Annotated in this window: 20 protein-coding genes, 1 tRNA gene and 1 pseudogene; 11 read left to right on the forward strand and 11 right to left on the reverse strand. The window is 73.1% G+C overall.

Translation table 11 applies throughout. The features are described 5' to 3' along the window. Positions 1 to 161: 161 nt before the first annotated feature. From lysA to ACH4TP_RS01120, 3 genes are all read right to left on the reverse strand, one after another. A complete protein-coding gene (lysA, locus tag ACH4TP_RS01110; RefSeq protein ID WP_389236177.1) occupies positions 162 to 1,553 on the reverse strand; it encodes a diaminopimelate decarboxylase in 1,392 nt (463 codons plus the stop codon). 12 nt (positions 1,554 to 1,565) lie between these two features. Continuing rightward, positions 1,566 to 2,528 carry an ArgS-related anticodon-binding protein NrtL gene (gene nrtL, locus ACH4TP_RS01115; RefSeq protein ID WP_398189128.1) on the reverse strand — a complete coding sequence of 321 codons (963 nt, stop codon included), beginning with the start codon at positions 2,526 to 2,528 and terminating at the stop codon, positions 1,566 to 1,568. Positions 2,529 to 2,592: 64 nt separating this feature from the next. Further along, positions 2,593 to 3,477: a response regulator gene (locus ACH4TP_RS01120; protein ID WP_398435123.1), complete on the reverse strand. Its 885-nt coding sequence runs from the start codon at positions 3,475 to 3,477 to the stop codon at positions 2,593 to 2,595. A gap of 49 nt (positions 3,478 to 3,526) precedes the next feature. Between ACH4TP_RS01120 and ACH4TP_RS01125 the strand changes: the two genes are divergently transcribed. Beyond that, a tRNA-Arg gene (locus ACH4TP_RS01125) sits at positions 3,527 to 3,598 on the forward strand. Positions 3,599 to 3,757: 159 nt separating this feature from the next. After that, entirely contained in the window at positions 3,758 to 4,588 is an 831-nt protein-coding gene (locus tag ACH4TP_RS01130; protein WP_398435125.1) for a glycoside hydrolase domain-containing protein, read from the forward strand. A gap of 85 nt (positions 4,589 to 4,673) precedes the next feature. Here ACH4TP_RS01130 and ACH4TP_RS01135 read toward each other — a convergent pair whose 3' ends face one another. After that, entirely contained in the window at positions 4,674 to 6,290 is a 1,617-nt protein-coding gene (locus ACH4TP_RS01135; RefSeq protein WP_398435127.1) for a M4 family metallopeptidase, read from the reverse strand. 767 nt (positions 6,291 to 7,057) lie between these two features. Here ACH4TP_RS01135 and ACH4TP_RS01140 point away from each other — a divergent pair. From ACH4TP_RS01140 to ACH4TP_RS01160, 5 genes are all read left to right on the forward strand, one after another. Then, positions 7,058 to 9,433, forward strand: a complete 2,376-nt coding sequence (locus ACH4TP_RS01140; RefSeq protein WP_398435129.1) for a PBS lyase — start codon at positions 7,058 to 7,060, stop codon at positions 9,431 to 9,433. A gap of 126 nt (positions 9,434 to 9,559) precedes the next feature. Then, complete coding sequence (locus ACH4TP_RS01145; protein WP_398435130.1) at positions 9,560 to 10,333, forward strand: hypothetical protein; 774 nt, start codon at positions 9,560 to 9,562, stop codon at positions 10,331 to 10,333. 214 nt (positions 10,334 to 10,547) lie between these two features. Next, complete coding sequence (locus ACH4TP_RS01150) at positions 10,548 to 11,819, forward strand: ATP-binding protein (protein WP_398435131.1); 1,272 nt, start codon at positions 10,548 to 10,550, stop codon at positions 11,817 to 11,819. A 56-nt stretch (positions 11,820 to 11,875) separates the two neighbouring features. Then, complete coding sequence (locus tag ACH4TP_RS01155) at positions 11,876 to 13,267, forward strand: FtsW/RodA/SpoVE family cell cycle protein (protein ID WP_398189147.1); 1,392 nt, start codon at positions 11,876 to 11,878, stop codon at positions 13,265 to 13,267. Further along, positions 13,264 to 14,742: a penicillin-binding transpeptidase domain-containing protein gene (locus ACH4TP_RS01160; protein WP_398435133.1), complete on the forward strand. Its 1,479-nt coding sequence runs from the start codon at positions 13,264 to 13,266 to the stop codon at positions 14,740 to 14,742. The genes ACH4TP_RS01155 and ACH4TP_RS01160 overlap by 4 nt, the downstream gene beginning before the upstream one ends. 204 nt (positions 14,743 to 14,946) lie before the next feature. Here ACH4TP_RS01160 and ACH4TP_RS01165 read toward each other — a convergent pair whose 3' ends face one another. After that, positions 14,947 to 16,056, reverse strand: coding sequence for a ferritin-like domain-containing protein (locus tag ACH4TP_RS01165; RefSeq protein WP_398189151.1), 1,110 nt, complete (start codon positions 16,054 to 16,056; stop codon positions 14,947 to 14,949). 86 nt (positions 16,057 to 16,142) lie between these two features. Between ACH4TP_RS01165 and ACH4TP_RS01170 the strand changes: the two genes are divergently transcribed. The 4 genes and pseudogenes from ACH4TP_RS01170 to ACH4TP_RS01185 form a co-directional block, all read left to right on the forward strand. Beyond that, positions 16,143 to 16,865, forward strand: a complete 723-nt coding sequence (locus ACH4TP_RS01170; RefSeq protein ID WP_398189153.1) for a TetR/AcrR family transcriptional regulator — start codon at positions 16,143 to 16,145, stop codon at positions 16,863 to 16,865. A gap of 26 nt (positions 16,866 to 16,891) precedes the next feature. Next, complete coding sequence (locus tag ACH4TP_RS01175) at positions 16,892 to 17,203, forward strand: hypothetical protein (RefSeq protein WP_398435136.1); 312 nt, start codon at positions 16,892 to 16,894, stop codon at positions 17,201 to 17,203. 74 nt (positions 17,204 to 17,277) lie between these two features. Further along, complete coding sequence (locus ACH4TP_RS01180; RefSeq protein WP_398435137.1) at positions 17,278 to 18,690, forward strand: NlpC/P60 family protein; 1,413 nt, start codon at positions 17,278 to 17,280, stop codon at positions 18,688 to 18,690. 102 nt (positions 18,691 to 18,792) lie between these two features. Continuing rightward, positions 18,793 to 19,998, forward strand: a pseudogene (locus tag ACH4TP_RS01185) (MFS transporter); the annotation flags it as partial. 5 nt (positions 19,999 to 20,003) lie between these two features. On the opposite strand, the gene ACH4TP_RS01190 reads toward ACH4TP_RS01185, so the two are convergent. The 6 genes from ACH4TP_RS01190 to ACH4TP_RS01215 form a co-directional block, all read right to left on the reverse strand. After that, positions 20,004 to 20,531 (reverse strand): DUF6584 family protein, encoded by a 528-nt coding sequence (locus ACH4TP_RS01190; protein ID WP_389236239.1) that lies wholly within the window; start codon positions 20,529 to 20,531, stop codon positions 20,004 to 20,006. A gap of 112 nt (positions 20,532 to 20,643) precedes the next feature. Beyond that, positions 20,644 to 21,879 carry a styrene monooxygenase/indole monooxygenase family protein gene (locus tag ACH4TP_RS01195; protein WP_389236241.1) on the reverse strand — a complete coding sequence of 412 codons (1,236 nt, stop codon included), beginning with the start codon at positions 21,877 to 21,879 and terminating at the stop codon, positions 20,644 to 20,646. 31 nt (positions 21,880 to 21,910) lie between these two features. Next, positions 21,911 to 22,594 (reverse strand): GTP-binding protein, encoded by a 684-nt coding sequence (locus tag ACH4TP_RS01200; RefSeq protein WP_398189165.1) that lies wholly within the window; start codon positions 22,592 to 22,594, stop codon positions 21,911 to 21,913. Next, a complete protein-coding gene (locus ACH4TP_RS01205; RefSeq protein ID WP_389236245.1) occupies positions 22,575 to 22,988 on the reverse strand; it encodes a DUF742 domain-containing protein in 414 nt (137 codons plus the stop codon). The genes ACH4TP_RS01200 and ACH4TP_RS01205 overlap by 20 nt, the downstream gene beginning before the upstream one ends. 5 nt (positions 22,989 to 22,993) lie before the next feature. Continuing rightward, entirely contained in the window at positions 22,994 to 23,485 is a 492-nt protein-coding gene (locus tag ACH4TP_RS01210; RefSeq protein WP_389236247.1) for a roadblock/LC7 domain-containing protein, read from the reverse strand. Then, positions 23,482 to 26,379, reverse strand: a complete 2,898-nt coding sequence (locus ACH4TP_RS01215) for a nitrate- and nitrite sensing domain-containing protein (protein ID WP_398435140.1) — start codon at positions 26,377 to 26,379, stop codon at positions 23,482 to 23,484. The genes ACH4TP_RS01210 and ACH4TP_RS01215 overlap by 4 nt, the downstream gene beginning before the upstream one ends. Positions 26,380 to 26,648 lie beyond the last annotated feature (269 nt).

Below are 26,648 nucleotides of genomic sequence, written 5' to 3' on the forward strand. Positions count from 1 at the left end.
CGACCTCGTTTCCTCGTACTACTTCGTATCTCTACGGTCTCGTAGTTCTACGGTTCTCTACGGAGAACCAGTCTCACTCACCGGACGGGGGATTCAGCCCCTCGTCCGGATCCTGAGACACCGATTTCATCACGCGGCTATTTGACCACGCGACTATTTCATCAGCCCACGTCGAGACGCAGGAGATCTTCCTCCGTCTCGCGCCGGACGATGACCCGCGCCTCGCCGTCGCGGACGGCGACGACGGGCGGCCGCAGGGCGTGGTTGTAGTTGCTGGCCATGGAGCGGCAGTACGCGCCGGTGGCCGGCACGGCGACGAGGTCGCCGGGCGCCAGGTCCGAGGGCAGGAAGGCGTCCCGTACGACGATGTCGCCGCTCTCGCAGTGCTTGCCGACGACGCGGGAGAGCATCGGCTCGGCCTCGCTGGTCCGCGAGACGAGGCTGACGCTGTACTCGGCGTCGTACAGGGCGGTGCGGATGTTGTCCGACATGCCGCCGTCGACGCTCACGTACGTCCGCAGCCCTTCGAGCGGCTTGACGGTGCCGACGCGGTAGAGGGTGAAGGCGGTGGGGCCGACGATGGCGCGCCCCGGCTCCACGGAGATGCGGGGCGTCCGCAGCCCGGCGGCCTCGCACTCCCGCGTGACGATCTCGTTCAGCGCCTTGGCGATCTCGTGCGGCTCGCGCGGGTCGTCCTCGGAGGTGTACGCGATGCCGAGCCCGCCTCCGAGGTCGATCTCGGGCAGCTCGACCCCGTGCTCGTCCCGCACCTCGGCGAGCAGCTGCACGATGCGCCGCGCGGACACCTCGAAGCCGGCCATGTCGAAGATCTGCGACCCGATGTGCGAGTGGATGCCGACGAGCTCGAGGCCGTCCAGCGTGAGGGCCCGCCGCACGGCCTCGGCGGCCTGCCCGCCGGCGAGCGAGATCCCGAACTTCTGGTCCTCGTGGGCGGTGGCGATGAACTCGTGCGTGTGCGCCTCGACGCCGACGGTCGCGCGGATCTGCACGCGCTGCCGCTTGCCGAGGGACTGCGCGACGTGGGCGACCCGCACGATCTCCTGGAAGGAGTCGAGCACGATCCGCCCGACACCGGCCGAGACGGCCTTGTGGATCTCGTCGTCGCTCTTGTTGTTCCCGTGGAAGGCGATGCGCTCGGCGGGCATCCCGGCGGAGAGAGCGGTGGTCAGCTCGCCCCCGGAACACACGTCGAGGTTCAGTCCCTCCTCCTTGAGCCACCGCACGACGGCGCGGGAGAGGAAGGCCTTCCCGGCGTAGAACACGTCGGCGTCCTTGCCGAAGGCCTCGGCCCAGGCGCGGCAGCGGGCGCGGAAGTCGGTCTCGTCGAGGAAGTAGGCGGGCGTGCCGAACTCCTCGGCGAGGGCGTCGACGGCGAGACCGCCGACGGTGGCGACCCCCCGCTCGTCGCGCTTGACGGTCCGGGCCCAGATCTTGGGGTCGAGCAGGTTGAGGTCGGCGGGCGGAGCGGAGTAGTGCCCCTCGGGGAGGACATCGGCGTGGCGGGGCCCGGCGGGGTGGGCGGAACGGCTCATGGTCTGCGTCTTTCAGATCTGGTCGGGTGCGCTGATGCCGAGCAGGGCGAGGCCACCGGCGAGCACCGTCCCGGCGGCTTCGGCGAGCGCGAGCCGGGACCGGTGGGCGGCCGAGGGTTTCTCGCCGCCGAGCGGCAGAACGGTGTGCTGGAACGCGAGCAGCGCGTCGGCGGTGGCTTCCAGGTGCCGGGCGACCCGGTCGGGGGCGCGGTGGCGGGCGGCGGCGAGGAGGACGACGGGGTGGTCGCCGAGGACGCCGAGAAGCTCGGGAGCGTGGATGTCGGTCTCGTACGAGGGGGCGAAGCCGAGCTGCAGCCCGTTGACGAGCAGCCGCCGGACCCGCGCGTGGGCGTACCGGACACGGAAGAGGGAGTTGCGCTCGTGCTGGACGAGAAGGGGCGGACCGTCGAGGACACGATCATGCGGAGCGGCCCGCAGCAGCGCCCACCGCGCGGCGTCGACCCCGAGGGTCCCGGGCTCGTACGCCCCGCCCCGTACGTGGATCCGCTCGTCCCCGCCGAACCCGGCGTCGGCCCCTTGACCGAGGAGCAGCCGGAGCACGACCTCGGTGACGATCCCGGCCCGCTCCTCCGCCGGCTCGGCGAACCGCACGACGGTCCCGGCGAGCGCGTCACCGTGCCCGTACGCGACTCCGGCGGCACGAATCGCCCGTACGAGGTCGCCGCCGGCGTCACGACGCAGGGTGAAGTTCAGGAAGCCGGGCCCGGTGATGTCCACGGCCAGGATCCCGGGGGCTCCCTGGAGCCGCTCCTTGAGAACCCCGGCCACATCGAGCGCACTGCGCCCCGCGGGCCTGGCGAGACTGAGCGCGACGCTACTGGCGTACTCCCCGGTCCCCCCGGGCCTCGCCCGCTCCACCTTGACCCTCGGAGGGACCTCGACCCGCAGCGCACCGTCATCGACCGCACGGCGCACGGCGTGCTGCACGGTGAGGGAGAGGTCCGCGGGGGTCACGGGACAAGCCTAGGGGAGGAGGGGGGTCAGAACGCGAACCGGTTTCGCCATGCGGGCACCCCCCTCAGCCCACCCCCCGCCCACTCCGAGCCCGCCCCGCCCCCTCCTGCCGAACGTCCTCCGGCCGAGAGCCCCCCACCCGGGATTCCTGCTGCTGACGACCCCCTCCGGACCGGGAATCCTGCGGTCGGGCGTCTTGGGGGCGGGGCCCCTGGGACCGGGGGCCTTCACGGCGAACGTCCTGGGACCGATGATCTTCGCGACGGTCCCCCTGGGGCCGAAGGTCTTCACGGCGAACGTCCTGGGACCGGGGGTCTTCACACCGGACGCCCTGGGACCAGGGGTCTTCACACCGGACGCCCTGAGGCCGGGAGTCCTCGCGCCGGACGTCCCGCTCCTGCGTTCCGTCGACTGCGGCCGGCTCCTCTCCCCCGTCATGCCCGGCCGCGTCAGGACGCTCCCGCCGCTCACGGTGCATCAACTGCCGGACCACACGGACGAGGTCCGAGGGTTCGAAGGGCTTGGCGAGGAAGGCGTCGACACCGGAGGGGGCCCCGCCCACCTCGTGCTCGCCGCAGGCGCTGATGATCGCCACCGGCAGATGGCTGGTCCGCGGGTCGGCCCGCAGCCGCTCGGCGGTCTTGATCCCGTCCAAGCGGGGCATGACGACGTCCAGGGTGACGACATCAGGACAGACCTGATGCACGACATCCAGACACTCGGCACCATCGGCCGCGGTCACGACCTCGAACCCCTCGAGTTCGAGATTGACCCTGATCAACTGGCGGATCACCTTGTTGTCATCGACAACGAGCACCCGACCGGACACGCCTGACACACGAACGAGAGTAGGCCGCCCCGAAGCCCCCCGTCCGGGTTTTGCCCACTTCTGACCCGTGCGGGGGACCCACCCCCCGGTGACGCCCCGGAAATACCTGTTCACAGCCACCCCCGGAGAGCTGGTAGGGTTCTACCCGTCGCCACCAAGCGCGACGAAAGCCCCCGTAGCTCAGGGGATAGAGCAACGGCCTCCGGAGCCGTGTGCGCAGGTTCGAATCCTGCCGGGGGCACTTCGCAGAAGTGCCACACAGACCCCGTGATCAGCGGAAACGCTGGACACGGGGTCTTGTTGCATGTGCGGGCAGGGCCGGGCGGTGGGGGGAGAGTGGCGCTGCATAGGCTGGGCGGGCTCCGGAGGGTCGGGGGCTGATCGCGTGTGGGGTGGGGAATTGCCGAAGCATCGGATGTCGAGGAAGGGCCGTTACATCGCCATGGGGGCGACGGGGGTCGTCGTCGTGGCGGGTGCGGGGGTGGCGGCGCAGACCTCGACGGCGGCCACGGTGTGGCCGGCGCAGAAGACCTACACGGGCCGGGCGTTCGACGCCTGTACGGCGCCCTCGCTCACGGCGATGAAGGCCTGGAAGAAGGACGCCTACTACGGCGGGGTCGCCGTCTACATCGGCGGGAGGAACCGGGGCTGCGCCCAGCCGAACCTGACCCGGTCCTGGGTGAAGTCGGTCGACACGCTCGGTTGGCGGGTGATCCCCCTGTACGTCGGTGCCCAGCCGTTCTGCCAGAAGAGCCTCAGCAAGGAACGGTTCACCGCGGCCACCGCCGCCTCGGTCGGTGCAGCCGACGCCGGTGACGCGGTCGCCAAGGCCGCGGCGCTCGGCATGAAGCCCGGCAGCCCGGTCTACCTCAACATGGAGTCGTACGACGTCGCCGACAAGGCCTGCAACGACGCCACCCTCACCTATGTGCGCTCCTTCACCAGGACCCTGCGCGCCAAGACCTACCGCGCCGGCCTCTACGGCTTCAGCAGCTCCAGCGCCAAGGCGATCGCCACCGCGAGCAACCGCACCGACCTGCCGGGCAACCTCTGGTACGCCCTGTGGAACGGCCGGGAGACCACCACCGGGGACTGGCCCTGGGACCCGAGGCTGTACACCGGCCACAGCCGCGGCCACCAGTACAAGGCCAACAGCAGGGAGACCCGCGGCGGGTACACCATCACCGTCGACCGCAACGCCTGGGACGCCCCGGTCGCCATCGTCGGCTGACCGGCCGCCGGCGGCGGTACGCAGGAAGACCCCGCCCGCAGTGGGAACACTGCGGACGGGGTCTTCCCCTTGCGGGACCCGGGGGTTACTTGACGTTGATCGCGGTCCAGGCCTTGGCGACCGCGTTGTACTGGGTGCTGCCGGTGCCGTAGAGGTCCGCGGCGGCCGAGAGGGTGGCCGTGCGGGCGCCGGCGTAGCCCGTGGTGGAGGTCATGTAGGTGGTGAGGGCCTTGTACCAGATCTTGTACGCGGCCTGGCGGCCGATGCCGGTGACCGTGGAGCCGTCGTAGGTCGGCGAGCTGTAGGTGACGCCGTTGATCGTCTTCGTGCCGCTGCCCTCGGACAGCAGGTAGAAGAAGTGGTTGGCCGGGCCCGAGGAGTAGTGGACGTTGAGGCGGCCGACCGTCTTCGACCAGTAGTCGGCGGAGCTGCCGTCCTTGCTGGGCTTGTCCATGTAACGGAGCGGCGTGCCGTTGCCGTTGATGTCGATCTCCTCGCCGATGAGGTAGTCACCGGTGTCGGAGGCGTTGTTGGCGTACCACTCGACCGAGGTGCCGAGGATGTCGGAGGTCGCCTCGTTCAGGCCGCCGGACTCGCCGCTGTAGCGGAGGTTCGCGGTGGAGGAGGTCAGGCCGTGGGACATCTCGTGGCCGGCCACGTCGAGGGACGTGAGCGGGTGGGTGTTGCTGATGCCGTCGCCGTACGTCATGCAGAAGCAGGAGTCGTCCCAGAACGCGTTCACGTACGCGCTGCCGTAGTGGACGCGGGAGTACGCGGCGACGCCGTCGCCGCGGATGCCGAGGCGGCCGAGCTCGTTCTTGTAGAAGTCCCAGGTGACGGCCGCACCGTAGTGGGCGTCGGCGGCCGCGGTCTCGCGGTTGGAGGCGAGGCCGTTGCCCCACGTGTCCGTGGAGTTGGTGAAGAGCGTGCCCTGGCCGGACGTGCCGCCGTTCAGGTCGTACGTCTTGTGGCCGCCGCGCGCGGCGTCGTTGAGGGTGAACGTGCCGGAGCCCGAGCTGCCGAGGGCGACCTGACCGGAGTACATCGTGTTGCCGATGCCGGTCTCGATCGTCTCGACGGAGGAGAGCTCCTTGCCGGTGGTGGCGTCGGTGACGACCTGGCGGCGGCTCGGGGTGCCGTCCTTCTGGACGCCGGTGACGTACGTCTCCCAGGCGAGGACCGGCTTGCCGGTGGCCGCCCAGATCACCTTGCGGGCGGAAGCGACCTTCTCGTTCGTGTCGGCGGCGGAGGCGAGGGCCGCCTTGCCGGCGGTGGCGGACGAGACGGCGGCCGTCGTGGTCGCCACGGATATGCGGGCCGAGGTCGCCTTGGTGGTGGAGCGGGCGCCCGACTTCTTCTGGTGGACGACGAGGTCGCCGCCGAGGACCGGGAGGCCCTGGTAGGTGCGCTCGTAGCGCGTGTGCACGGTGCCGTCCGCGTCCTTGACGACATCGCGGACGACCAGCTTCTCCTGGGCGGCCAGGCCGATGGCCTGGGCGGTGGCGGCGGCCTCGCCCTGCGCCTCGTGGATGGCGGCGGCACGCTGGGCACCGGTCAGCTTGAGCGCCGTGGCGCCGGCCTCGCGCTGGGCGTCGGCGTTGGCGGATCCGGTCTGGACACCGACGACCACCATGGCGGCCGAGGCGAGCAGGGCGGCGGCGCGGGCGGTGGTACGGCGGTGCGAGGACTGCTGGCGGGTCACGCGGGCTCCTTCGCTGAAAAGCGGGGGGTTGTGGGGGTGGGTGTTGCGGGTGTGAGAGTGCCAGCGAAAGAGTCTGTTTGACAGGTCTGCAACAAGGATTTGACCAGCTGTTGTCCGAAGGACAGATAACTCTGTTCGTTATGCGGCGAGTTAGGGGAGGATCGCGTTCCCCTCTGCCCAGATTCGGGCAGAACCAAGCCTCCCGGAGGGATCGCCGGGCGGTTTGGGGTGTTTGCGATTGATTGAGCTACTTGCCGGCACTTCAAGGGAGTTGGGGCTCGGGCCGTACGCCCGCGAGGCCCTCCCGAAGGGCCGCCCCCTGATGGGTGACATCGCGCCACGTCTGGAGCGGTACGGGGCCTTTGCTCCCCCGGGACGGACGACGGGCAGGCTACCCTCCGGCCCCGCGGGAGGCCGGCTCACCGGCCCGCCGCACCCCGATCACCTTGCCCCGACCACCCCCGGTCGAACCGCGTCAGGTCGCGGGGCGACCTCGCCCGTCCGGGGGCGGTCGGAGGGGTGAGAGGAGGGACGGGAGGGGCGGGGGCGGCCTCCGGGGCGCGGGGCGGCCACCCGCGCTTCACCCGGCGTCGACGTATCGGGCGTTCGGGCACCGAGCGCAACTGCCTTGCTCCGTACCGTACATGGCGGAAAGAGGCCGCAACGGACGCCCCCCGCGCGACAGGTGCCGCCGGTTCGGCTTTGTTGCCCCTCCCGTGGTGCACACTTGCTGCCTGGCACAGCGCTCACGGGGAAGGCGGCCGGCAATGCTGACGGGGATCGAGGAGGTCGACTGGGCCTCGCTGGGGCATGCGTACGGCCCCGCGGACGACGTGCCGGAGCTGCTCCGCGGACTCGCCTCCGCCGACCCCGCGGAGCGCGAGACCGCCCTCGACGGCATGTACGGCGCCGTGCACCACCAGGGCGACGTCTACGACTCGACGCTCGCCTGCATCCCCTTCCTCCTCGAACTCGTCGCCGACCCCGACGTCCAGGACCGGGGCTGCATCATCGAGCTGCTCACCAGCATCGGCGGGATCGAGCTCGACGACGACGAGGAACTGGACGAACTCGGCGTCGACGACGAGGAGTCCATCCCCGCCGCCAACTACGCGATGGCCGCCGCCGCCATCGCCGCCGGGGCCGACGTCTTCCTCGGGCTCGTCTCGGACCCCGACCCCGAGGTGCGGCTCGCCGCGCCCTGCGCGCTCGCCTCGCTGCACCCCGAGCCCGCCCGGGTGCTGACCCTGCTGCGGGAGCGGCTCACCGTCGAGCGGGACACCGAGGTGCGGCTCACCCTGGTGGCCGCCGTCGGGCGGATCGCCCTGCGGCACGCCTCGCTGCACGCCGAGACCGTCGAATGGCTCGGCTGGCTCGCCCGCGCCGCCCACGACCCCGGACTCCGGCTCGCGGCGCTCGTCCAGCGGGCGCGCTGCGCGCCCGCCGACATCCCGGACGACGTGGTGCCGTGGGTGACCGGACTCCTGGAGGAGATCAGGACCTCGGCGAACCGTCCGGACGCCCCCGGTACGGAGCGGGCCGCGACGCCGACCCTCATCGGGCAGGTCCGCGAGCTCCTGGAGGAGCACGCCGCCGGGCGGCCGGCCCCGTGGACCGAGGAGCTGCTGCGGACCCTGCATGCCGCGCTCGACGACCGGGTCGACGACCGGATCGCGCTGATCCTCGCGCAGCTGCGCAGCCCGGACTGGGGGCAGCGTTCGGACGCGATCTGGTTGTGCGGCGGTCTGATACGGGTCTGGCGCGGGCGGTACGAGGAGGTCGTCCGGCTCGTCGGCGCGCAGCTCCGGGACCCCGAGCCACGTCTCCGGGACGCCGCCACCTCCCTGCTCGAACGGCTCTTCGAACTGGGTGCACCCGCCGCCGACGCGCTCGCGGCCCGCCTGGCCGTGACACCGGGCCCCGACGCCGCCGCGGGGGCCTGCGCCTCCGGCGGGACGGGCGACGCGACGGGGCCGGGCGCCTCCACCGCGCCGGGCGACGCGACCGAGCTGGGCGCCTCTGCCGACCCGGGCGGCCCAGCCGATCCGGGCGCCTCCACCGCGCCCGGCGGCGCAGCGGGCTCGGGTGTCCCGGCCGGTCCGGGCGACGCGGCTGGTCCGGGCGACGCGGCCGGTCCGGGTGTCCCGGCCGGTCCGGGCGACGCGGCCGCGCCCGGCCTCGCGGCCTCCGGGCTCAGTGCGACCCCCTGTTCCGGGCATGCCTTCGTCGGGCGGTCCGGGCGGGACGGGGCGCTGCTCGCGCTGGCCAGGGCCGGGGACACGCGGGCGGTTCCGCTGCTGGCCCGGGCCCTGGAGGAGCCCGAGGTGCGGCGCGAGCTGCTGTACGCGATGGACGGGCTCGGGCCTTCGGCGGCGATGCTCGCCCCGCTGCTGCGGCGCAGGCTCGCCGAGGTCGAGCTCGACGAGCGGCTGTACGACCGGGCGGCGCCGCTGCTGTACGCGCTGGCGTCCGTACGGGGCGGGCAGGCCGTCCCGGAGGTGCTGCGGGTGCTGCGCGGGGCGCCCGCCAACCGGCGCGACTGGGTGCGGGAGGCCGCCCTGCGGACCCTGGCGGCCTTCGGGCCCGCCGCCGCGGAGGCCGTGCCGGACATGCGAAGACTGCTGGCCGCCGAGTCGGCCGCGGTGGCCACGACGGCGGCCCGGGCCCTGTGGGCGGCCGAGGGGGATCGCGGGGACGTGCTGCCGGCCCTGGAGCGGTGGCTCCGGCCGGACGCGTCGGGCGCGGACTGGTGCGCCGCCGCGCGGGCCCTCGGCGAGATCGGCCCGGCGGCGGCCGCGCTGGCCCCGGCCCTCCGGCCCGGTCTGGCCTCGCGGGACCTGTGGGTGCGGGTCCGCAGCGCCGCGGCGCTGTGGCGGGTGTCCGGCGAGGCCGCGGACTCGCTCCCGGTGCTGCTCGCGGCCTGGGAGGAGAACCGGCACGCGCGCGTGGACATCGCGGAGTGCCTGGCGGAGATGGGCCCGGCGGCCTCGGGCGCGCAGCTGGTGATCCTCACCGAGCTGACCCGCAGGCGCCGTCACAACGCGCGCGAGGACGGCTCGGGCAGCCATGACATCCACCTCGACGAGAAGCTGCTGACCCTGTGCCGGGCGGCGCTGGCGCGGATGGAGCGGGGGACGTTCTAGGGCCTGTCCGGGCCTGTCCGGGCCCCTCCGAGGGCGGCGATCATCAGCCGATGAGACAAAAAGGACTTCACTCCGCATAAGGTCTACAGGGAGCCCGACCCCCACCGACCGAGGAGCAGGAGCAGCGTGAGACCGCGCGGAGTCCGGAGCGCCGCCGGCGGCGTCCTGTGCGTCCTCGGCCTCGCGCTCGCGCTCACCGGCTGCGGGGGCCGCGAGGGCGCGCTCAAGAGCGCCGGTCCCACGCCCACCGCCGTGGGGCCCGTACGGCTCTGGCCCGACCTGCCGCCCGCCACGAACCCGCCGATCGACTACGGCGAGTCCGACACCCAGCGCGTCCCCGGCGTCGAGGTCCCCGACAACGACGTGCACTCCGTCGACGCGGTGGCGGTCGTCCAGGCCGAGGTACGCGCCCACCCCGACACGTACACGGGCCCGGACGGCCTGTACCAGGTGACCGCCCGGGCGATCGAGGCCTGCGGCACGGCGCCGGCGGCCTGCCCGGTCCTGCGGCCGTACTACCGCGACCTCACCGGCAACGGCCGGGACGAGCTGATCGTCGGGATCCGGATGCCGGACCAGCAGGTCGGGGTGCGGGTCTATCTCGCCGAGAACGGCGGACTCACCCGGATCATGTCCACCGTCGACCAGGTCATCAGCGTGGAGCTGGCGGGCCGGGCCCTGATCCTGCGGGTCGGTTCGGCCGGCATCCCGGGGTACGAGTACCGGACCGCCTGGACCTGGGACGAGCAGCAGCGCAGCATGCTGCCCACCCGGGACGAGATCGTCCGGGTGAAGCCGCCCGGCACCGGACCCTCGACGGTCCCCGCCCCCCGCCTGGTGAGCCCCACGCCGACCCCGACGAACGCACCCGCACCCACACTCCCGGAGGCGACGCCGTGAGGCCCGCACCGCTCCCACCGGAGGCCACCCCGGCACAGCCCGCACCGCCCCTCCCGGAGCCGACCCCGGCACAGCCCGCACCGCCCCTCCCTGAGGCGACCCCGGCGAGCCCCGTACCGCTCCTCCCGTCGGAGACGGGCCCGGTGAAGCCCGTGCCGCCCCTCCCGGAGGCCGCCCCGGCACGGCCCGTACCGCTCCCCCCGGAGGCGACGCCGTGAGGGCGCCCCGGCGGCCCGCCTGGACCGCGACGCTGACCTCGAAGGCCGCGCTGTTCATCGCGGTGATGTGCTGCGCGCTCGCCGCGCTGCTCGGCGCGCTCGTGCACGTCTCGGTGACCGGGCAGACCGTGAGCGACTCCCGGGACAAGGCCCTGGCGCGGCTCACCGAGGTCACCGGGCTGTACGAGGCGGGCGAGCCGCTCCCCCGGTTCGCCGGCGTGGACCCTGCCGGGCTGCCGCCCTCGCTGCGGGCGCTCGCCCTGCGCGGGGAGCGCGGCACGGTGGTCGCGGAGCACCAGGGCCGGCCGACGATGTGGGCGGCGGGCCCGGCGGACGGCCACGCCCTCGCCGTACGCCTCGACTACACCCAGAGCGCCGAGACGATCGACGCGCTCGACCGCTCGATCCTCGGCTCCTCCGTCCTGGCGATCGGGGTGACCCTGCTCGTGGGCGCCTTCGCCGTCACCCGGGTCACCCGCCGGCTGCACCTCACCGCGCAGGTGGCCCGCCGGATCAGCGCCGGCGACCTCGACGCGCGCGTGGACGATCCCCGTACGAAGGACCCGACCCGGCCCCAGGACGAGGTGGCCACCGTCTCCGGGGCGCTCGACACCATGGCCTCCTCGCTCCAGCGCAAGCTGCAGACCGAGCAGCGGTTCACCGCCGACGTGGCGCACGAGCTGCGGACCCCGCTGACCGGGCTCTCGGCGGCGGCCGAGCTGCTGCCGGAGGGGCGGCCCTCGGAACTCGTACGGGACAGGGTGCGGGCGATGCGCGGACTCACCGAGGACCTCCTGGAGATCTCGCGGCTCGACGCCCGCACCGAGACCGTGGACCTGGCGGTGCACGAACTCGGGCCGCTCGCCGAGCGGGTGGTGCGCGCCTCGGGCACCGCCACGGAGGTGCGGATCGTCCGGGACGCCACGGTGGAGACGGACCGGCGGCGCGTGGAGCGGGTCCTCGGCAATCTGGTGGCCAACGCGCACCGGCACGGGGCGCCGCCGGTGGTGGTGACGGTGGACGGCCCGGTGGTGTCCGTACGGGACCACGGGCCGGGGTATCCGGCGTACCTCCTGGAGTCGGGGCCGCAGCGGTTCCGCACCGAGAGCGGCGGCAAGGGGCACGGCCTCGGGCTGACCATCGCGGTGGGCCAGGCGGAGGTGATCGGCGCCGAACTGGTCTTCGCGACCGCCCCGGACGGGGGCGCGGAGGCCCGGCTGCGGCTGCCGGAGTACGTACGGCTCGACGCCCCCGGATCCGAGGAGTGACGGCACACCGTCACACAAAAGGGACATAGGGCATACCGCTTGCTACGTTGCGGACCATGACCGCACCCGCACCACGGCCCCGGAGCCCGGACGCGCCCCCGCCCGGCATCCGTGTCCCGAAGCGGCGCGGCGTGGAGCTGTCGCTCCTGATCGGCGCGGTCCTGATCTCCGTCCTCGGCTACGCGGAGGTCGGCCTCGCCCGCAGCGGCGCCGTCCCTCCCGACGCCGCCCGCTACGGGGCCGGGCTCGGGCTGCTCGCGCTCCTCGCCCATCTCGCGGTCCGCTTCCGCGCCCCCTACGCCGATCCCCTGCTGCTGCCGATCGCCGTCCTCCTCAACGGCCTCGGCCTCGTACTCATCTACCGCCTCGACCTGGAGACGCCGAAGGACCAGGCGGCGACGACGCAGCTGGTCTGGTCGACGCTCGGGGTGGCGCTGTTCATCGTGGTCGTCCTGCTGCTCCGCGACCACCGGACGCTCCAGGGGTACGCGTACGTGTCGGTGGCCGCCGCGCTCGGCCTGATGATCCTGCCGATCTTCTTCCCCGCGGTGAACGGCGCCAAGATCTGGATCAGGCTCGGCGGGTTCTCCTTCCAGCCGGGCGAGTTCGCCAAGATCCTGCTCGCCGTCTTCTTCGCCGCGTACCTCGCCGCCAACCGCAACGCGCTCGCTTACACCGGCCGCCGGATCTGGAAGTTCCAGTTCCCGACGGGCCGCGTCCTCGGGCCGATCGTGGCGATCTGGCTGCTGAGCGTCGGCGTCCTCGTCCTGGAACGCGACCTGGGCACCTCGCTGCTCTTCTTCGGCCTCTTCGTGATCATGCTGTACGTGGCGACCGGCCGGACCGGCTGGATCGCGGTCGGTCTCGTCCTGGCCTCCGCGGGCGCCTTCCTCGTCGGCTCGCTCGAACCCCACGTGCACAGCAGGGTCCAGGACTGGCTCGACCCCTTCGCCTCGATCCGGGCCGGAGACGGTCCCGGGCAGCTCGCCCAGTCGCTGTTCGCCTTCGCCGCCGGGGGGATGCTCGGCACCGGGCTCGGCCTCGGCCACTCCGTCCTCATCGGCTTCGCCACCAAGTCCGACTTCATCCTGGCGACGGCCGGCGAGGAGCTGGGGCTCGTCGGCCTCACCGCGCTCTTCCTGCTGTACGCGCTGCTCGTCGCCCGCGGCTACCGCGCCGGCCTCTCGCTGCGCGACCCCTTCGGGCGACTGCTCGCCATCGGCCTCGCCTCGATCGTGGCGCTCCAGGTCTTCGTGATCGCGGGCGGGGTGATGGGGCTCATCCCGCTGACCGGCATGGCGATGCCGTTCCTGGCGCAGGGCGGCTCCTCCGTGGTGACCAACTGGGTGATCGTCGCGCTCCTCATCCGGGTCAGCGACTCGGCCCGCGCCCCCCAGCCGGACGCCGCCGACACCGGGGAACTCGCCAGGATCCGGGAGGTCCGTTGATCCGGTACATCCGGCGCGCCGCGGCGCTCTGCCTCGTCCTCCTGGTGGCGCTGCTCGTCAACGCCGCCCGCGTGATGGTCTTCGAGGCCGACTCCCTCGACGACAACCCGGCCAACCGGCGGATCGCGATCGACCGGTACGCGAAGCCGCGCGGCGAGATCGTCGTCGACGGCAAGCCCGTGACCGGCTCCCGGGACAGCGGACAGCAGCTGCGCTGGGAACGGACCTACCGGCAGGGGCCGCTGTACGCGCCGCTGACCGGCTACGCCTCCCAGACGTACGGCACGACGCTCGTCGAACACGCCGAGGACGGCATCCTCGCCGGCACCGACCCGAAGCTGGCGCCGCTCCCCCTCTGGAACGACCTCACCCGCGGCCGGCAGCCCGGCGGCGACGTGGTGACCACCATCCGCGCCCCCCTCCAGGAGGCCGCCTTCCGGGGGCTCGACGGGAAGCGGGGCGCGGTCGTCGCGGTCGAGCCGTCGAGCGGCCGGATCCTGGCGCTCGTCAGCTCCCCCTCGTACGACCCGGGGATGCTCTCCGGTACGGGGCAGGGGGTCAAGGACGCCTGGCGGCGCCTCACCACCTCCCCCAACCAGCCGATGCTGAACCGGGCGCTGCGGCAGACCTACCCGCCGGGCTCCACCTTCAAGATCGTGACGGCCGCCGCGGCGCTGGACGCGGGGGTGGTGCGGGACCCGGAGGCGCCGACCGACACCCCCGACCCGTTCGTCCTGCCCGGCACCCGCCAGGTGCTGCCGAACGAGGCCACGGGCTGCGGCGACGCCTCCCTCGCTGCCGCGATCCAGTGGTCCTGCAACACCGTGATGGCCGGGCTCGGGGTGAAGGTGGGCCTGGACGGGATGGTCGACGCGGCGGAACGCTTCGGCTTCAACGACACGGCGCTCCGGGTGCCCTCCTGGGTGGCGAAGTCCAACTTCGACCGCCGGATGAGCCCGGACCAGCTGGCCCTGTCGTCGATCGGCCAGTTCGACACGACGGCGACCCCGCTCCAGATGGCCCTGGTCGCGGCGGCCGTCGCCAACAACGGGGAGATCGCCTACCCCTACCTCGTCGACCGCACCACCACCTCCGGCGGCACCACCGTGGACCGCACCGCCCGCCGCAGCTACCGCCAGGCCATGAACCCCGCGACGGCCATGCAGCTCCAGCGCCTGATGGTCCGGGCCGTTGAGGAGGGCACCGGCACCAACGCGGCCATCCCCGGCGCCCGCGTCGGCGGCAAGACCGGCACCGCCCAGCACGGCTTCGGCAACACCGGCACCCCGTACGCCTGGTTCATCGCCTGGGCCCAGGCCGACGACGCGGCCCAGCCCGCGGTCGCGGTCGCCGTCGTCGTCGAGGACGCGGAGGCCTCCCGTACCGACATCAGCGGGGGCGGCAGCGCGGCGCCGATCGCGAAGGCGGTGATGGAGGAGGCGCTGCGGTTGGAGGCGGAGGCGCGGAATCCGTAGCCCGGATCACGGATCCAGGATCCAGGGTCCGCAGCTTGTATCCCGGATCCAACATCCTGGATCCGGACCGTGGATCCAGGATGTTGGATCCAGAAGCTCGGAGCCCAAACGTTGGATCCCAGACGTTGGATCACAGACGTTGGATCCCAGACGTTGGATCCAGGAGGTTGGATCCGAATATGGGATCCCGGATCCGACATCCCGTCACGACACCGCTTCGCCCTCCGCGATCGCCGCCTCCACCTCCGCGACCCGCTCGGCCTCCTCCGTCGCGAAGCGCTCGCGGTCCAGGGCCTCCGCGATCTCCTCGTCCTGGCTCATCAGCAGGTCCAGGTTGGAGTCTCCGAGGTCGAAGACGCCCATGTCGAGGTAGGCCTTCTGGAGGCGGTGGCCCCAGAGGCCGATGTCCTTGACGCAGGGGACGATCCGGCTGAAGAGGAGCTTGCGGAAGAGGTGCAGGAACTCGCTCTGCTCGCTGAGTTCCTCGGCCTCCTTCTTCGGGATGCCGAAGTTCTCCAGGACCTCGACGCCGCGCAGCCGGTCGCGCATCAGGTAGCAGCCCTCGATGACGAACTCCTCGCGTTCGCGGAGTTCGGCGTCGGTGAGCTGCTTGTAGTAGTCGCGGAGGGCCATCCGGCCGAAGGCGACGTGCCGGGCCTCGTCCTGCATGACGTACGCGAGGATCTGCTTGGGCAGCGGCTTGTCGGTGGTGTCGCGGATCATGCCGAAGGCGGCGAGGGCGAGGCCTTCGATGAGGACCTGCATGCCGAGGTAGGGCATGTCCCAGCGGGAGTCGCGCAGGGTGTCGTCGAGGAGGCCCTTGAGGTTGTCGTTGATCGGATACAGCATCCCGATCTTCTCGTGGAGGAAGCGGCCGTAGATCTCGGCGTGCCGGGCCTCGTCCATGGTCTGGGTGGCCGAGTAGAACTTGGCGTCCAGGTCGGGGACGGACTCGACGATCCGGGCGGCGCAGATCATGGCGCCCTGCTCGCCGTGGAGGAACTGGCTGAACTGCCAGGAGGAGTAGTGCCGGCGCAGGTCGCCCTTGTCCTTCTCGGTCATCTTCGCCCAGTGGCGGGTGCCGTGGAGGGTCAGGACCTCGTCGGGGGTGCCGAGCGGGTCGTACGGGTCGACCTCGATGCCCCAGTCGATGCGGGTGGCACCGTCCCACTGCTTGTCCTTGCCCTTCTGGTACAGGGCGAGGAGCCGCTCGCGGCCGTCGTCGTAGTCCCAGGAGAAGCGGGCGGCGCCGGTGGCGGGCACCTGCCAGCCGGGTGCGGCGGGGGCGTTCACGTACAGGTCGTGCGTCGACACTGGCGACTCCTTACCGTCCGTTTCCAGCAGGCTCACACGGTGGTAGACGGATCGTCAACAAGTCGGACGCGGTTACGCTGCGGTTCATGACGAGCGCCGCCACCCCCGCGTACCGCAGGCTCACCGTCGAGGAACGGCGCGGGCAGCTCCTCGCCGTCGCGCTGGGGCTCTTCGCCCACCGGGCGCCCGAGGACGTCTCGCTCGACGACGTCGCCGAGGCGGCCGGCGTCTCGCGGCCCCTCGTCTACCGGTACTTCCCCGGCGGCAAGCAGCAGCTGTACGAGGCCGCCCTGCGCTCCAACGCCGACGCCCTGAACCGCTGCTTCGCCGAGCCGCCCGCCGGGCCGCCGACCGAGCGGCTCGGCCGGGTGCTCGACCGCTACCTGGCCTTCGTCGACGAGCACGGCACCGGGTTCAGCGCCCTGCTGCGGGGCGGCAGCGTCGCCGAGACCTCCCGGACCTCCGCGATCGTGGACGAGGTGCGGCGGGCCGCCGCCGAGCAGATCCTCGTCCACCTCGGGGTGGAGCGGCCGGGCCCCCGGTTCGGCATGCTCGTCCGGACGTGGATCGCCGCCGTCGAGGCGGCCTCGCTCATCTGGCTCGACGAGGGGAAGCAGCCTTCGGCGCGGGAGCTGCGGGACTGGCTCGTCGACCATCTCGTCGCCCTGCTCGCGGCGACCGCGGCGAGCGACGCGGAGACGGCGGAGGTCGTGAAGCGGCTCCTCGCGCAGGAGACCCCCGAGGGCCCGGTGGCGACGCTGGCCCGCCGGGTGGCGCCGGTGCTGGGCGGGGCGGCCCGCCTGCTGTGAGGCGGGTGCCGGGGGAGACTGTGGGGGTGAGAAGCGAGAACACCCCCTTCCGCGGCGGCCCCCTCGACGGCCGGGCCCTGCCGATCCTGGTCGGCCCGACCGGCCACCCTCCGAAGTGGTACGAGATCCCGGTCCCGGCGCACGACGGGCACCCGCCGACCCTGCACACGTACCGGCGCGAGCCCTCGGGCTACACGAAGCGGCTCGGACTGCAGCGCGGCTGGGTGTACGTGTACGCACCCGAGGGGCGGGAGCGGCGCGAACTGAAGTGGCCGTGGTCGAAGCCGACGCCGAAGTCAAAGCCGGAGCCGGAGCCGAAGTCGAAGCCGAACGAGTGACGCCACAAGACGCGCCTTGATTTGTGCGTTAATCGGATGAAGTGACCCGTCATCATCCCCGTGGAGGTGATGACGTGTCGCGAAGGCTGCTGCGCACGGTCTGCACGGGGGCGCTCGCCGCGGCGACGGCGCTCACGGGGGTGCTCCCCTCGGCGAGCGCCGCCCCGGACCCGCCCGCCGACCCTCCGGCGGAGGCCCCGATCGCCTGGGCGGACCCGACGGCGGAACCGGTCGGGCCGGTGGACCCGACGGCGGAACCGGTCGGGCCGGTGGACCCGACGGCGACCCCAGCCGCACCCCCGGCCGCAGACCCCGCCGCGGACCCGGCAACCCCAGCCGCACCCCCGGCCACAGAGCCGGCGACCTCAGCCACGGACCCCGTCACGGACCCAGCCGGACCAGCGGAACCCGGAACACCCCCCGCTCCCCCCGCCCAGGACGACGCCTCCGCGCTCCCGCCCCCCGGCGGGGACTCCGTCGGCGGGCTGCTCACGCGGCTGCGGACGCTCTACCGGCAGGCCGAGGAGGCGACCGAGCGGTACAACGCCGCCGAGGAGGCGCTGAAGCTCCAGGACGCCGACACCAAGAAGGTCACCGCCCGGCTCGGCGCCGCCCGGACCGCGCTGGCGCAGGGCCGTGCCGCCGCCGGGCGGATCGCCCGGGACCAGTACCAGGGCAGGTCCGGATTCTCTTCCTACGTGGAGCTGCTCTTCGCCCCGGACCCCCAGTCGGCCCTGGACGAGGGGCATCTGATGGACCGCGTGGCGCGCGACCGGGCCACCGCCCTCTCCCGGCTGGCGAGCGCCGAGCGGCAGGCCGGGAGCCTCGCGAGCGCCTCCCGCAAGGCCCTGGACCGGCAGCAGGGGCTCGCCGCCGCGCAGCGCAAGCGGCGGGACGAGGTGCGGGCCAAGCTCCTGGAGGTCGAGAAGCTGCTCGCCGCGCTGTCGCCGGACCAGCTGTCCCGGCTGACCGCGCTCGAACACGTCCAGACCGCCGGCGCGCAGCGCGAACTGCTCGACTCCGGCGTCCTGGAGGGCGCGCGCACCCCGTCCCGGGCGGGCGCGGAGGCGCTGCGCTTCGCGGTGGGTCAGATCGGCAAGCCGTACGAGTGGGGGGCGGAGGGCCCGGAGGCGTACGACTGCTCGGGTCTCACGCAGCAGGCGTGGGCGGCGGCCGGCCGGGAGCTGCCCAGGACCAGCCAGGAGCAGTGGGCGACCCTGCCCCGGGTGCCGCTGTCCGAGCTGCGCCCCGGCGATCTGGTGGTCTACTTCCCGGGCGCGACCCACGTGGCCCTCTACCTCGGCGAGGGCCTGGTGGTGCAGGCCCCGCGCCCCGGCGGGAAGGTGAAGGTCTCGCCGATCGCGGCGAACCCGCTGCTCGGCGCCGTACGGCCCGATCCGGGCGGAACGGCCCTGAAGGCGTACACCCCGCCCGCGCTCCCGGCGGGGGCGAAGGACGGCGCGGACGAGGGCTACGACAAGAGCTGAACTGCCGTCCCCGATGCACCCCTTGCCCTCACGCGTAACATCCAACAAGCTTTACGGGTCCTTACCGATGGTCGATCGCCGACCCCGGACACGGAGCCCGCCATGCCCAGCCCCACCATGCCCAGCCCCGTCACGCCCGGACTCTTACCGGACACCCGACCCCGACGCGCGCTCGCCGCCTCGAACTTCGTCAACGCCGTCGGCAGCGGGCTCTTCCTGACCGCCGGCGTCCTGTACTTCACCCAGGCCGTGCGCCTCCCGGCCGCCGCCGTGGGACTCGGCCTCGGCATCGCCGGACTCCTCTCGCTCGCCGTGGGCATCGCCGTCGGCCACCTCGCGGACCGGCGCGGCGCGCGCGGGGTCTACGTGACCACCCTGGCCGTGCAGGCGCTCGCCACGGCGGCCTTCGTGCTCGCCGACAGCTTCTGGCCGTTCGTCCTCGCCGTCTCCGCGGCCACCGGCGCCAAGACGGCCGGTCTCGCCGCCCGGGCGCCGCTCATCCGGCACCACGGAGGGGACAGGCCGCAGGAGTTCCGCGCCTATCTGCGGGCCGTGACCAACGTCGGCATCTCCCTCGGCGCGCTCCTCGCGGGGTGGGCGGTCCAGGTCGGCACGCTCGGCGCGTACCAGGTCCTGGTCGCCGGGAACGCCTGCGCGTTCGCGGCCTCCGCCGCCGTCCTGTTCCTGCTGCCGCCCGTCGCGCCCGCGCCCGCCGCCCGGGGCCCCCGGTGGATCGCGCTGCGGGACCGGCCGTACCTGGCGCTCACCGCGCTCGACGGCGTGATGGCGGTCCAGTTCAAGGTGCTCACCGTCGCGATCCCGCTCTGGCTCGTGGGGTCCACCACCGCCCCGCACTGGCTCGTCTCCGGCACCATGCTCGCCAACACCGTCCTCGTCGTCGGCCTCCAGGTGCGGGCGAGCCGCGGCGTCGACTCGCCCCGGGCCGGCGGCCGCGCCTACCGGCGCGCCGGAGCGGCCTTCCTCGTCTCCTGCGCCCTCGTCTCGCTCTCCGCCGGGACGCCCGTCGCGGTGGCGGTCGTCCTGCTCATGGCGGCCGTGGTCGTCCACACGGTCGGCGAACTGTGGCACGCGGCGGGCGGCTTCGAGGTGTCGTACGCGCTCGCCCCGCCCCACGCCACCGGCCAGTACCTGGGCGTCTTCGGTCTGGGCGCCGGTCTCTCCGAGGCCCTCGGCCCCGGCCTCCTCATCGCGCTCTGCATCGGCTGGGGCCGCCCCGGCTGGTTCGCCGTGGGCGCCCTCTTCGCCCTGACGGGCCTCCTGGTCCCGTTCGCGGTCCGCCGCGCGGAGTCGCGTCACTCGAAGAGCGCGACGACGCCGACCACCCAGACCGACATGAACGCGACCGTTCCGACCAGGCAGCCGAACCCGATGAGGACGCCGCCGACCGTCAGGCCGCCGGTCTCCGGGACGTGCTCCTCGTCCGCGTCCTCCGCGTAGGAGGCGGGATCGTCCCAGTCGACCGGCCGTCCCCGCTCCTCGGCGCGGGCCGTACGGAGCGTCACGAGCCGCTCCTCGGCGCAGGCGGTCGCCGCCAGCGCCTCGGGCCCGCGCCAGGCGAGGGCCTTCATGCGGCGGGCGGAGGACCCGTACCGCTCCTCGAAGGCGGCGGTCTCGTCCGGGTCCCGGTCCTCTTCGAGGTACATCCAGCGCCCCGCCTCCGCCGCGTCGCCGTACAGCCGGTACACCTCGGCGAGCCGGCGGCGCAGGGTCAGGTCGTACGGGAAGGAGGAGACGAGTCCGCGCAGCCGCTGGCGCGCCATCGGCACACGGCCGGCGGCCAGGTCCGCGTCCACGCGGGCGAGGGTCAGAGACGGGGGCATGGCTCCATGATCGGGCACTGGAAAGCGCCGTCTCGACCGGATTCCGACGGCCGACACCCGCTCGGGTGCCGGCCGTCAGTCGTCGAACACCAGTCGCCGGGGGTCGCCCCGGTCAGCTCCCGGAGACCTCGGCCAGGTAGGCGGCCGTCTTCTCGGGCTCGAAGAAGAAGTTCTCGAAGTCCGCCGGGTCGTTGAAGCCGTTCGCGAAGCGGTCGGCGACGGGCTGGAGCTGTCCGGCCGCGCCGAGCAGGTTCAGGACGTGCTCCGGCGGGGGCGCCAGCATCGCGTTCGTCCACTTGGTGACGTGCTGGGCCGTCTTCCAGTAGCGGTCGAAGGCGCCCCGCATCCACTCCTCGTCGAAGGGCTTGTCGCCCTGCTCGACGATGGCGGCGAGATAGGCGGCGGCGCACTTGGAGGCCGAGTTGGAGCCCTGGCCGGTGATCGGGTCGTTGGCGACGACGACGTCGGCGACGCCGAGGACCAGGCCGCCGCCGGGAAGCCGGCCGATGGGGTTGCGGACCGTCGGCGCGTACCGGCCGGCGAGGGTGCCGCCCGCGTCGGTCAGCTCGACCCGGGTGGCGCGCGCGTACTCCCAGGGCAGGAACTTCTCCATGAGCTCCAGCGTCAGGGCCAGGTGCTCGGAGGGGTCCTTGACGCCCTTGAAGGCGTCGACGGGGCCGCCGGGGACGCCCTCCCAGAAGAGGATGTCGGCGCGGCCGCCGGTGGTGAGGGTCGGCATGACGAAGAGCTCGCCGACGCCCGGGACGATGTTGCAGCGGACCGCGTCGAAGTCGGGGTGCTCGGGGCGCGGGCCGAGGCCGTGGACGTACGCGACGGCGAGGGCGCGCTGGGGCTCGCTGTACGGGGAACGGGCGGCGTCCCGGCCGAACATGGAGACCAGCTCGCCCTTGCCGGCCGCGACGAGCGTCAGGTCGTAGCTGCGGGAGAAGTAGTCCAGGTCGCCGACGGCCGCACCGTGTATCACCAGCTGGCCGCCGCGCTGGGCGAAGGTGTCCATCCAGCCGGCCATCTTCACGCGCTGGTCCACGGACTGGGCGTATCCGCCGAGCCTGCCGACCCAGTCGATCGCGCGGGAGGAGTCGGGGGCGGCGACGGAGACGCCGAGGCCCTCGATCCTCGGGGCCTGGGACTCCCAGAAGTTGAGCGCGAGGTCCCGCTCGTGCTGGAGGGCGGTGTCGAACATGCACTGGGTGGACATCACCCGGCCGGTACGGACCTCGTCGGCCGTCCGGTTGGACATGAGGGTGACCTCGTACCCCTGCGACTGGAGTCCGAGGGCGAGCTGCAGGCCGGACTGGCCTGCGCCGACTATGAGTATCTTCCGCATGGGTGGTGCTCCTGGCGCTGTTCGGGGCCGACTATTCGGGGGTGGCGTCGAGTGCGTGCGCGACCATCGCGAGCAGGGTCTCGATGACGCTGTACCGCTTGCGCGCGTCCATGACCACCACGGGCACGTGCGCGGGCACGGTCAGAGCTTCCCGTACGTCGTCCGCCTCGAACAGCTCCGTGCCCTCGAAGTGGTTGACGGCCACGATGTACGGCAGCCCGCAGCTCTCGAAGTAGTCGAGCGCCGGGAAGCAGTCGGTGAGCCGCCGGGTGTCGGCGAGCACGATCGCCCCGATCGCCCCGCGCACCAGGTCGTCCCACATGAACCAGAAGCGCTGCTGTCCCGGCGTGCCGAAGACGTACAGCACCAGGTCGTTGTCGAGGGTGATCCGGCCGAAGTCCATCGCCACCGTGGTGGTGAGCTTGTCCGGGGTGGCGGTGAGGTCGTCGGTCTCCTCGCTCGCCTGCGTCATCAGCGCCTCGGTCTGGAGCGGGGTGATCTCCGAGACGGCGCGGACGAAGGTGGTCTTGCCGACGCCGAAGCCGCCCGCGACCACGATCTTCGTGGCGATCGGGGCGCGGGAATGGTCGAGCTGCCAGTCCTGCGCGCCCTCTTCGGCGTCGAGCACGGGATCCTGGGGCCCCGGCTGGGCGGGAATCCCGGCGACCGCCGGGGTTTCGGAGACGGCGGTGGCGTCAGAGACGACGGAGTCCACTCAGCACCCTTTCGAGGAGCGCGCGGTCGGGCTGGCCGGTGCCGTGACCGGTCCCGTACACACGGATCTTTCCCTGGTCGGCCAGGTCGCTGAGCAGCACCCGGACGACCCCCAACGGCATCTTCAGAAGCGCCGAGATCTCCGCGACCGTCCGCATCCGGCGGCAGATCTCGACGATGGCCCGCATCTCCGGCATCAGCCCGCGGGGGGCCGGTCCGCCGTCCGTCAGGACCTTGCGGGCGGCGGGCGCTTCGAGCGCCGCCACGAAGGTCTCGACGAGCAGGATGTGACCGAAGCGGGTGCGGCCGCCGGTCAGCGAGTACGGGCGCACGCGCGCGGGGCGGCGGTTCTCCCCCCGTACCGGCAGCTTGAAGGCGTGCTGAGCCGAGGACATGGCCGTCACCGGGTGCTCTCCATCGATTTACGCAGCTCGCTGCGGACTTCGGGGGTGAGTACGTGACCGGCACGGCCCACGAAGAGCGCCATGTGGTACGCCACCACGCTCATGTCGCAGTCGGGCGTGGCGTGCACGCCGAGCAGCGAACCGTCGCTGATCGACATGACGAAGACGCTGCCCTCGTCCATCGCGACCATCGTCTGCTTGACCCCGCCGCCGTCCATCAGCCGGGCGGCGCCGATGGTGAGGCTGCCGATGCCGGAGACGATGGTCGCCAGATCGGCGCTGGAGCCGCGCGGCCCGCCGGGACGGCCGGTCTCGGCGGCGCTCGTCGCGGCCTGCTGGGTGGCAGGGTCCGACGAGAGCAGCATCAGGCCGTCGGAGGAGACCACGGCCACCGAGCGGACGCCCGGGACCTCCTCCACCAGATTCCCCAGCAGCCATTGCAGGTTGCGGGCTTCCGTGCTCAGTCCGAACGTTCCCGTCGCAGTCAACTGCGTGCCTCCTCGACTGTGTCCCCCGTCATCTCCTCTGTACGTGCAGTCCTCGCGGCTTCTATGCGTGCCGTGTCCAGCTCCGCCTCCACGTCCCGGCGCCCGGCCTTGGCTCCCTGGTGGAAGCCGCCGAGCCGACGGCGCAGGGCCTCCGCGTCCACGCCTCCCTGGCGGGGCGCGGTGGTGGCTCCGGCCCTGCGGACCACCTGCGGGGTGCGCTTGGGCAGGCCCTTGTCCGTGACCCGCTCCCACTGGCCGACGCGCGGTCCGGGAACCGGCGCGTCTTCGGCGGCCGGGGCGTCGACCGGGGCCGGGGCGTCGACCGGGGCCGGGGTCTCGACCGGGGCCGGGACCTCGACCGGGGCCGGGACCTCCGTCAGGGTCGGCTCCCCGTCGGCGGCGCGCTCGTGGGTGTCCGGCTCCGGCGGCGGGTCGGGCAGCCGGACCTGGAGCGTGGTCTCGGAGACGGATTCGTACGGCTCGGGCGTCGGCTCGTACGGCTCCTCGGGCGTCTCGTACGACGCTTCCGGCTCGGGGGCGGCTTCCGGCTCGGGTGCCTGCTCGTGCTCCTGGGGCTGCGCCTGGGCCTGTTCCTGAGCCGTTTCCGCTTCCGTCTCCGCCGCCAGGAACGCGGCCTCCGCCGCCTCCACGAGGGGGTCGCGGTGCCGGGACGGCAGGGTGTTGGAGTTGGCCTCGGCGGCGGAGCCGGGGAGCTGGATCGCCGGCGCGGCGCCCGCGATCCGTACGGGCTCCGTCACGGCCGTCGGCGGGGCCGTGGGCAGCAGGGGCAGCGGCAGGACCACGACGGCGGCGGTGCCGCCCGGCTTCTGCTCGCGCAGTTCGACGCGGACGCCGTGGCGGGCGGCGAGCAGGGAGACGACCCTCATGCCGAGGCCCTCGCCCTCGAAGGCCTCCGGGTCGGCCTCGGCGAGGCGTGCGTTGAGCTCGGCGGACCGGGCGGGGGTCATGCCGATGCCCGAGTCCTGCACGGAGAGCATCACCTCGCCGGTCTCCAGGAGCCAGCCGGAGAGCTGGACCTCGGCGTCGGGCGGCGAGAAGGAGGTGGCGTTCTCCAGGAGTTCCGCGACCAGGTGGCTCAGGTCGTCCGCGGCGAAGCCGGCGACCTGGGCGTGCGGCGGCAGGGACTGGATGGTGACCCGCTCGTACCGCTCGATCTCGCTGACGGCGGCGCGCAGCACGTCGACGAGCGGGACGGGCCCGGCGTGGCCGTGGACGTGCTCGTGGCCGGCGAGGACGAGGAGGTTCTCGCTGTGGCGGCGCATGACGGTCGCCATGTGGTCGAGCTTGAAGAGGGTCGCGAGGCGGTCCGGGTCCTGCTCGCGCTCCTCCAGCTTCTCGATGACGCCGAGCTGCCGCTCGACGAGCCCGAGGCTGCGCAGCGAGAGGTTGACGAAGGTGTGGTGGACCGAGTTCCTGAGCCGTTCGAGGTCGGCGGTGAGGAGGGCGACCCGGCCCTGGAGGTCGGCGCGCTGGGCGGCGAGCTCGGCGGCGACGGCGTCCTTCTCGGCGGCCAGGTCGGTGCGCTCGTCGGTGAGCCGCTCGGTCTGCGCGGCGAGGCCGGCGAGCTTGCCGTGCAGGGCGTTGAGGGAGCGGACGACCTGGGCGAACTCGTCGTTGCGGCCGGTGAAGCGGATCGCTTCCTCGGCCTGCGGCTCGGGGGCGGCGGCGAGCCGGGCGGCGCCGAGGCGGAGCACGGCGAGCGGCCGGGTGAGGGTGCGGGCGACGTAGGTGGAGATGCCGATCGCGACGAGGAGGCAGCCGCCGAGGAAGGCGATGCGCAGTTCGAGGGCTTCGACGTCGTCGTCGCGGAGCGCGGAGAGGCGGTCGACCCGCTCGGTGGCGAGGGCGGACTCGACGCCGCGCATCTGCTCGATGCGGGCGGAGAGGGCGGACTCCAGGGCGGCCGGGTCCGTGCCGCGCTCGGCCTCGGTCAGCTTGGGCTGGTCGGTGAGGGAGGCGAGCGCGAGTTCGGCGCTCTTGACGTCGGGACCGGTGACGGTGGCCGCGAGGGAGTCGCGGGCGGTGGCACCGGCGGCCTGGTCGAAGTCGCCGAGGGCGGCGAGTTCGCGGACGCGGGCCTGCTGGGCGGCGGCGGTGAGGCCGTCGCGGGCCCGGTCGGCGTCCGCCGCGCCCTCGGGCTCGTCGGTGACGTAGGTGCCCGTCTGGGGGTCGTAGTGGACGTTCCCGCTGGGCTCGGGCTGCGGCACGCTGAGCGCGGCGACGAGCAGCCCGCGGGTGGCGGAGGCCTGTTCGACGGCGCGGCCGAGGGCGGCGGGGGCGCGGGTGGCCTCGGTCAGGGCGGCGTCGGAGGCGCGGGCCGGGGTCTTGTCGGCGAGTTCGTCGGCGAGGGCCTGGAGCTTGGCGATGACGTCCGTGTACGCCTTGTGGGCCTCCAGGGCCGTGCCCTTGCCGGTGAGGGCGGTGCGGCGGACGGAGGGGACGCCGGCGAGGTCGCGGCGGAGTTCGGCGGGGGCGGCGGGCCGGATCTCGTCGATCTGGCGGTCGACCCGGGTGGAGCGCGCGTCGGTGATCTGCCGCTTGTGCTTGGCGTCGCCGGTCTGCTCGTCGCGTCCGGCGGCGATGTACGCCACGACCTCGTCGCGCTCGTCGGCGAGGGAGTGCGCGAGGGTGACGGCCTGCCGGTCGAGTTCGGCGAGGGTGACGAGGCGCTGGGACTCGGTGAGCTCGGCGGAGGCGGTGAGGACCGCCGGGGCTCCGGCGGCGAGGACGGTGACGCCGACGAGGGCGACGCCGGCGACCAGCCGGTTGCGGACGCGCTTGGGCCGGCCGACGGGGGCCTGCGGCACACCGGGGGTCTCGCTCTGCGTGCCGTTCTTGCTCCGAGGCCGCTTCTTCTGCACCGGTGCTCGCATTCTTGATTCGTCCGCCGATGAAGCAGAGGTGACGGCCGGTCACTGGAGCGCGCCCCCACCCCTGGTACGGCTTCCGACCATTCCAGCGCTTCCGGCAAGGGGACGGGCATCGGCCGCTCCGCCACCCGAACGAGTGAACAACACTCAGTAGTTGGCGAACAACTTCCGGAGGTGGGCTCCGGGGGCCCGCGCGGAGCGCCGGTTGGATCTTCCGGGCGGGCTTTGGCAGTATGCGCGCCCGCAGCTTCCCGGGGGTGGCGGTTCCGCCG

It is taken from the genome of Streptomyces sp. NPDC021012 (assembly GCF_044333355.1).
In the GTDB taxonomy this organism is placed as follows: domain Bacteria; phylum Actinomycetota; class Actinomycetes; order Streptomycetales; family Streptomycetaceae; genus Streptomyces.

Bases quoted from the DNA above. Each gene is read 5' to 3' on its own strand.
- ACH4TP_RS01195 (WP_389236241.1), bottom strand. From the start codon at position 21,879: ATGCGGAAGATACTCATAGTCGGCGCAGGCCAGTCCGGCCTGCAGCTC.
- ACH4TP_RS01155 (WP_398189147.1), top strand. From the start codon at position 11,876: ATGACCGCACCCGCACCACGGCCCCGGAGCCCGGACGCGCCCCCGCCC.
- lysA (WP_389236177.1), bottom strand. From the start codon at position 1,553: ATGAGCCGTTCCGCCCACCCCGCCGGGCCCCGCCACGCCGATGTCCTC.
- ACH4TP_RS01215 (WP_398435140.1), bottom strand. From the start codon at position 26,379: ATGCGAGCACCGGTGCAGAAGAAGCGGCCTCGGAGCAAGAACGGCACG.
- ACH4TP_RS01190 (WP_389236239.1), bottom strand. From the start codon at position 20,531: ATGCCCCCGTCTCTGACCCTCGCCCGCGTGGACGCGGACCTGGCCGCC.
- ACH4TP_RS01140 (WP_398435129.1), top strand. From the start codon at position 7,058: ATGCTGACGGGGATCGAGGAGGTCGACTGGGCCTCGCTGGGGCATGCG.
- ACH4TP_RS01170 (WP_398189153.1), top strand. From the start codon at position 16,143: ATGACGAGCGCCGCCACCCCCGCGTACCGCAGGCTCACCGTCGAGGAA.
- ACH4TP_RS01205 (WP_389236245.1), bottom strand. From the start codon at position 22,988: ATGTCCTCGGCTCAGCACGCCTTCAAGCTGCCGGTACGGGGGGAGAAC.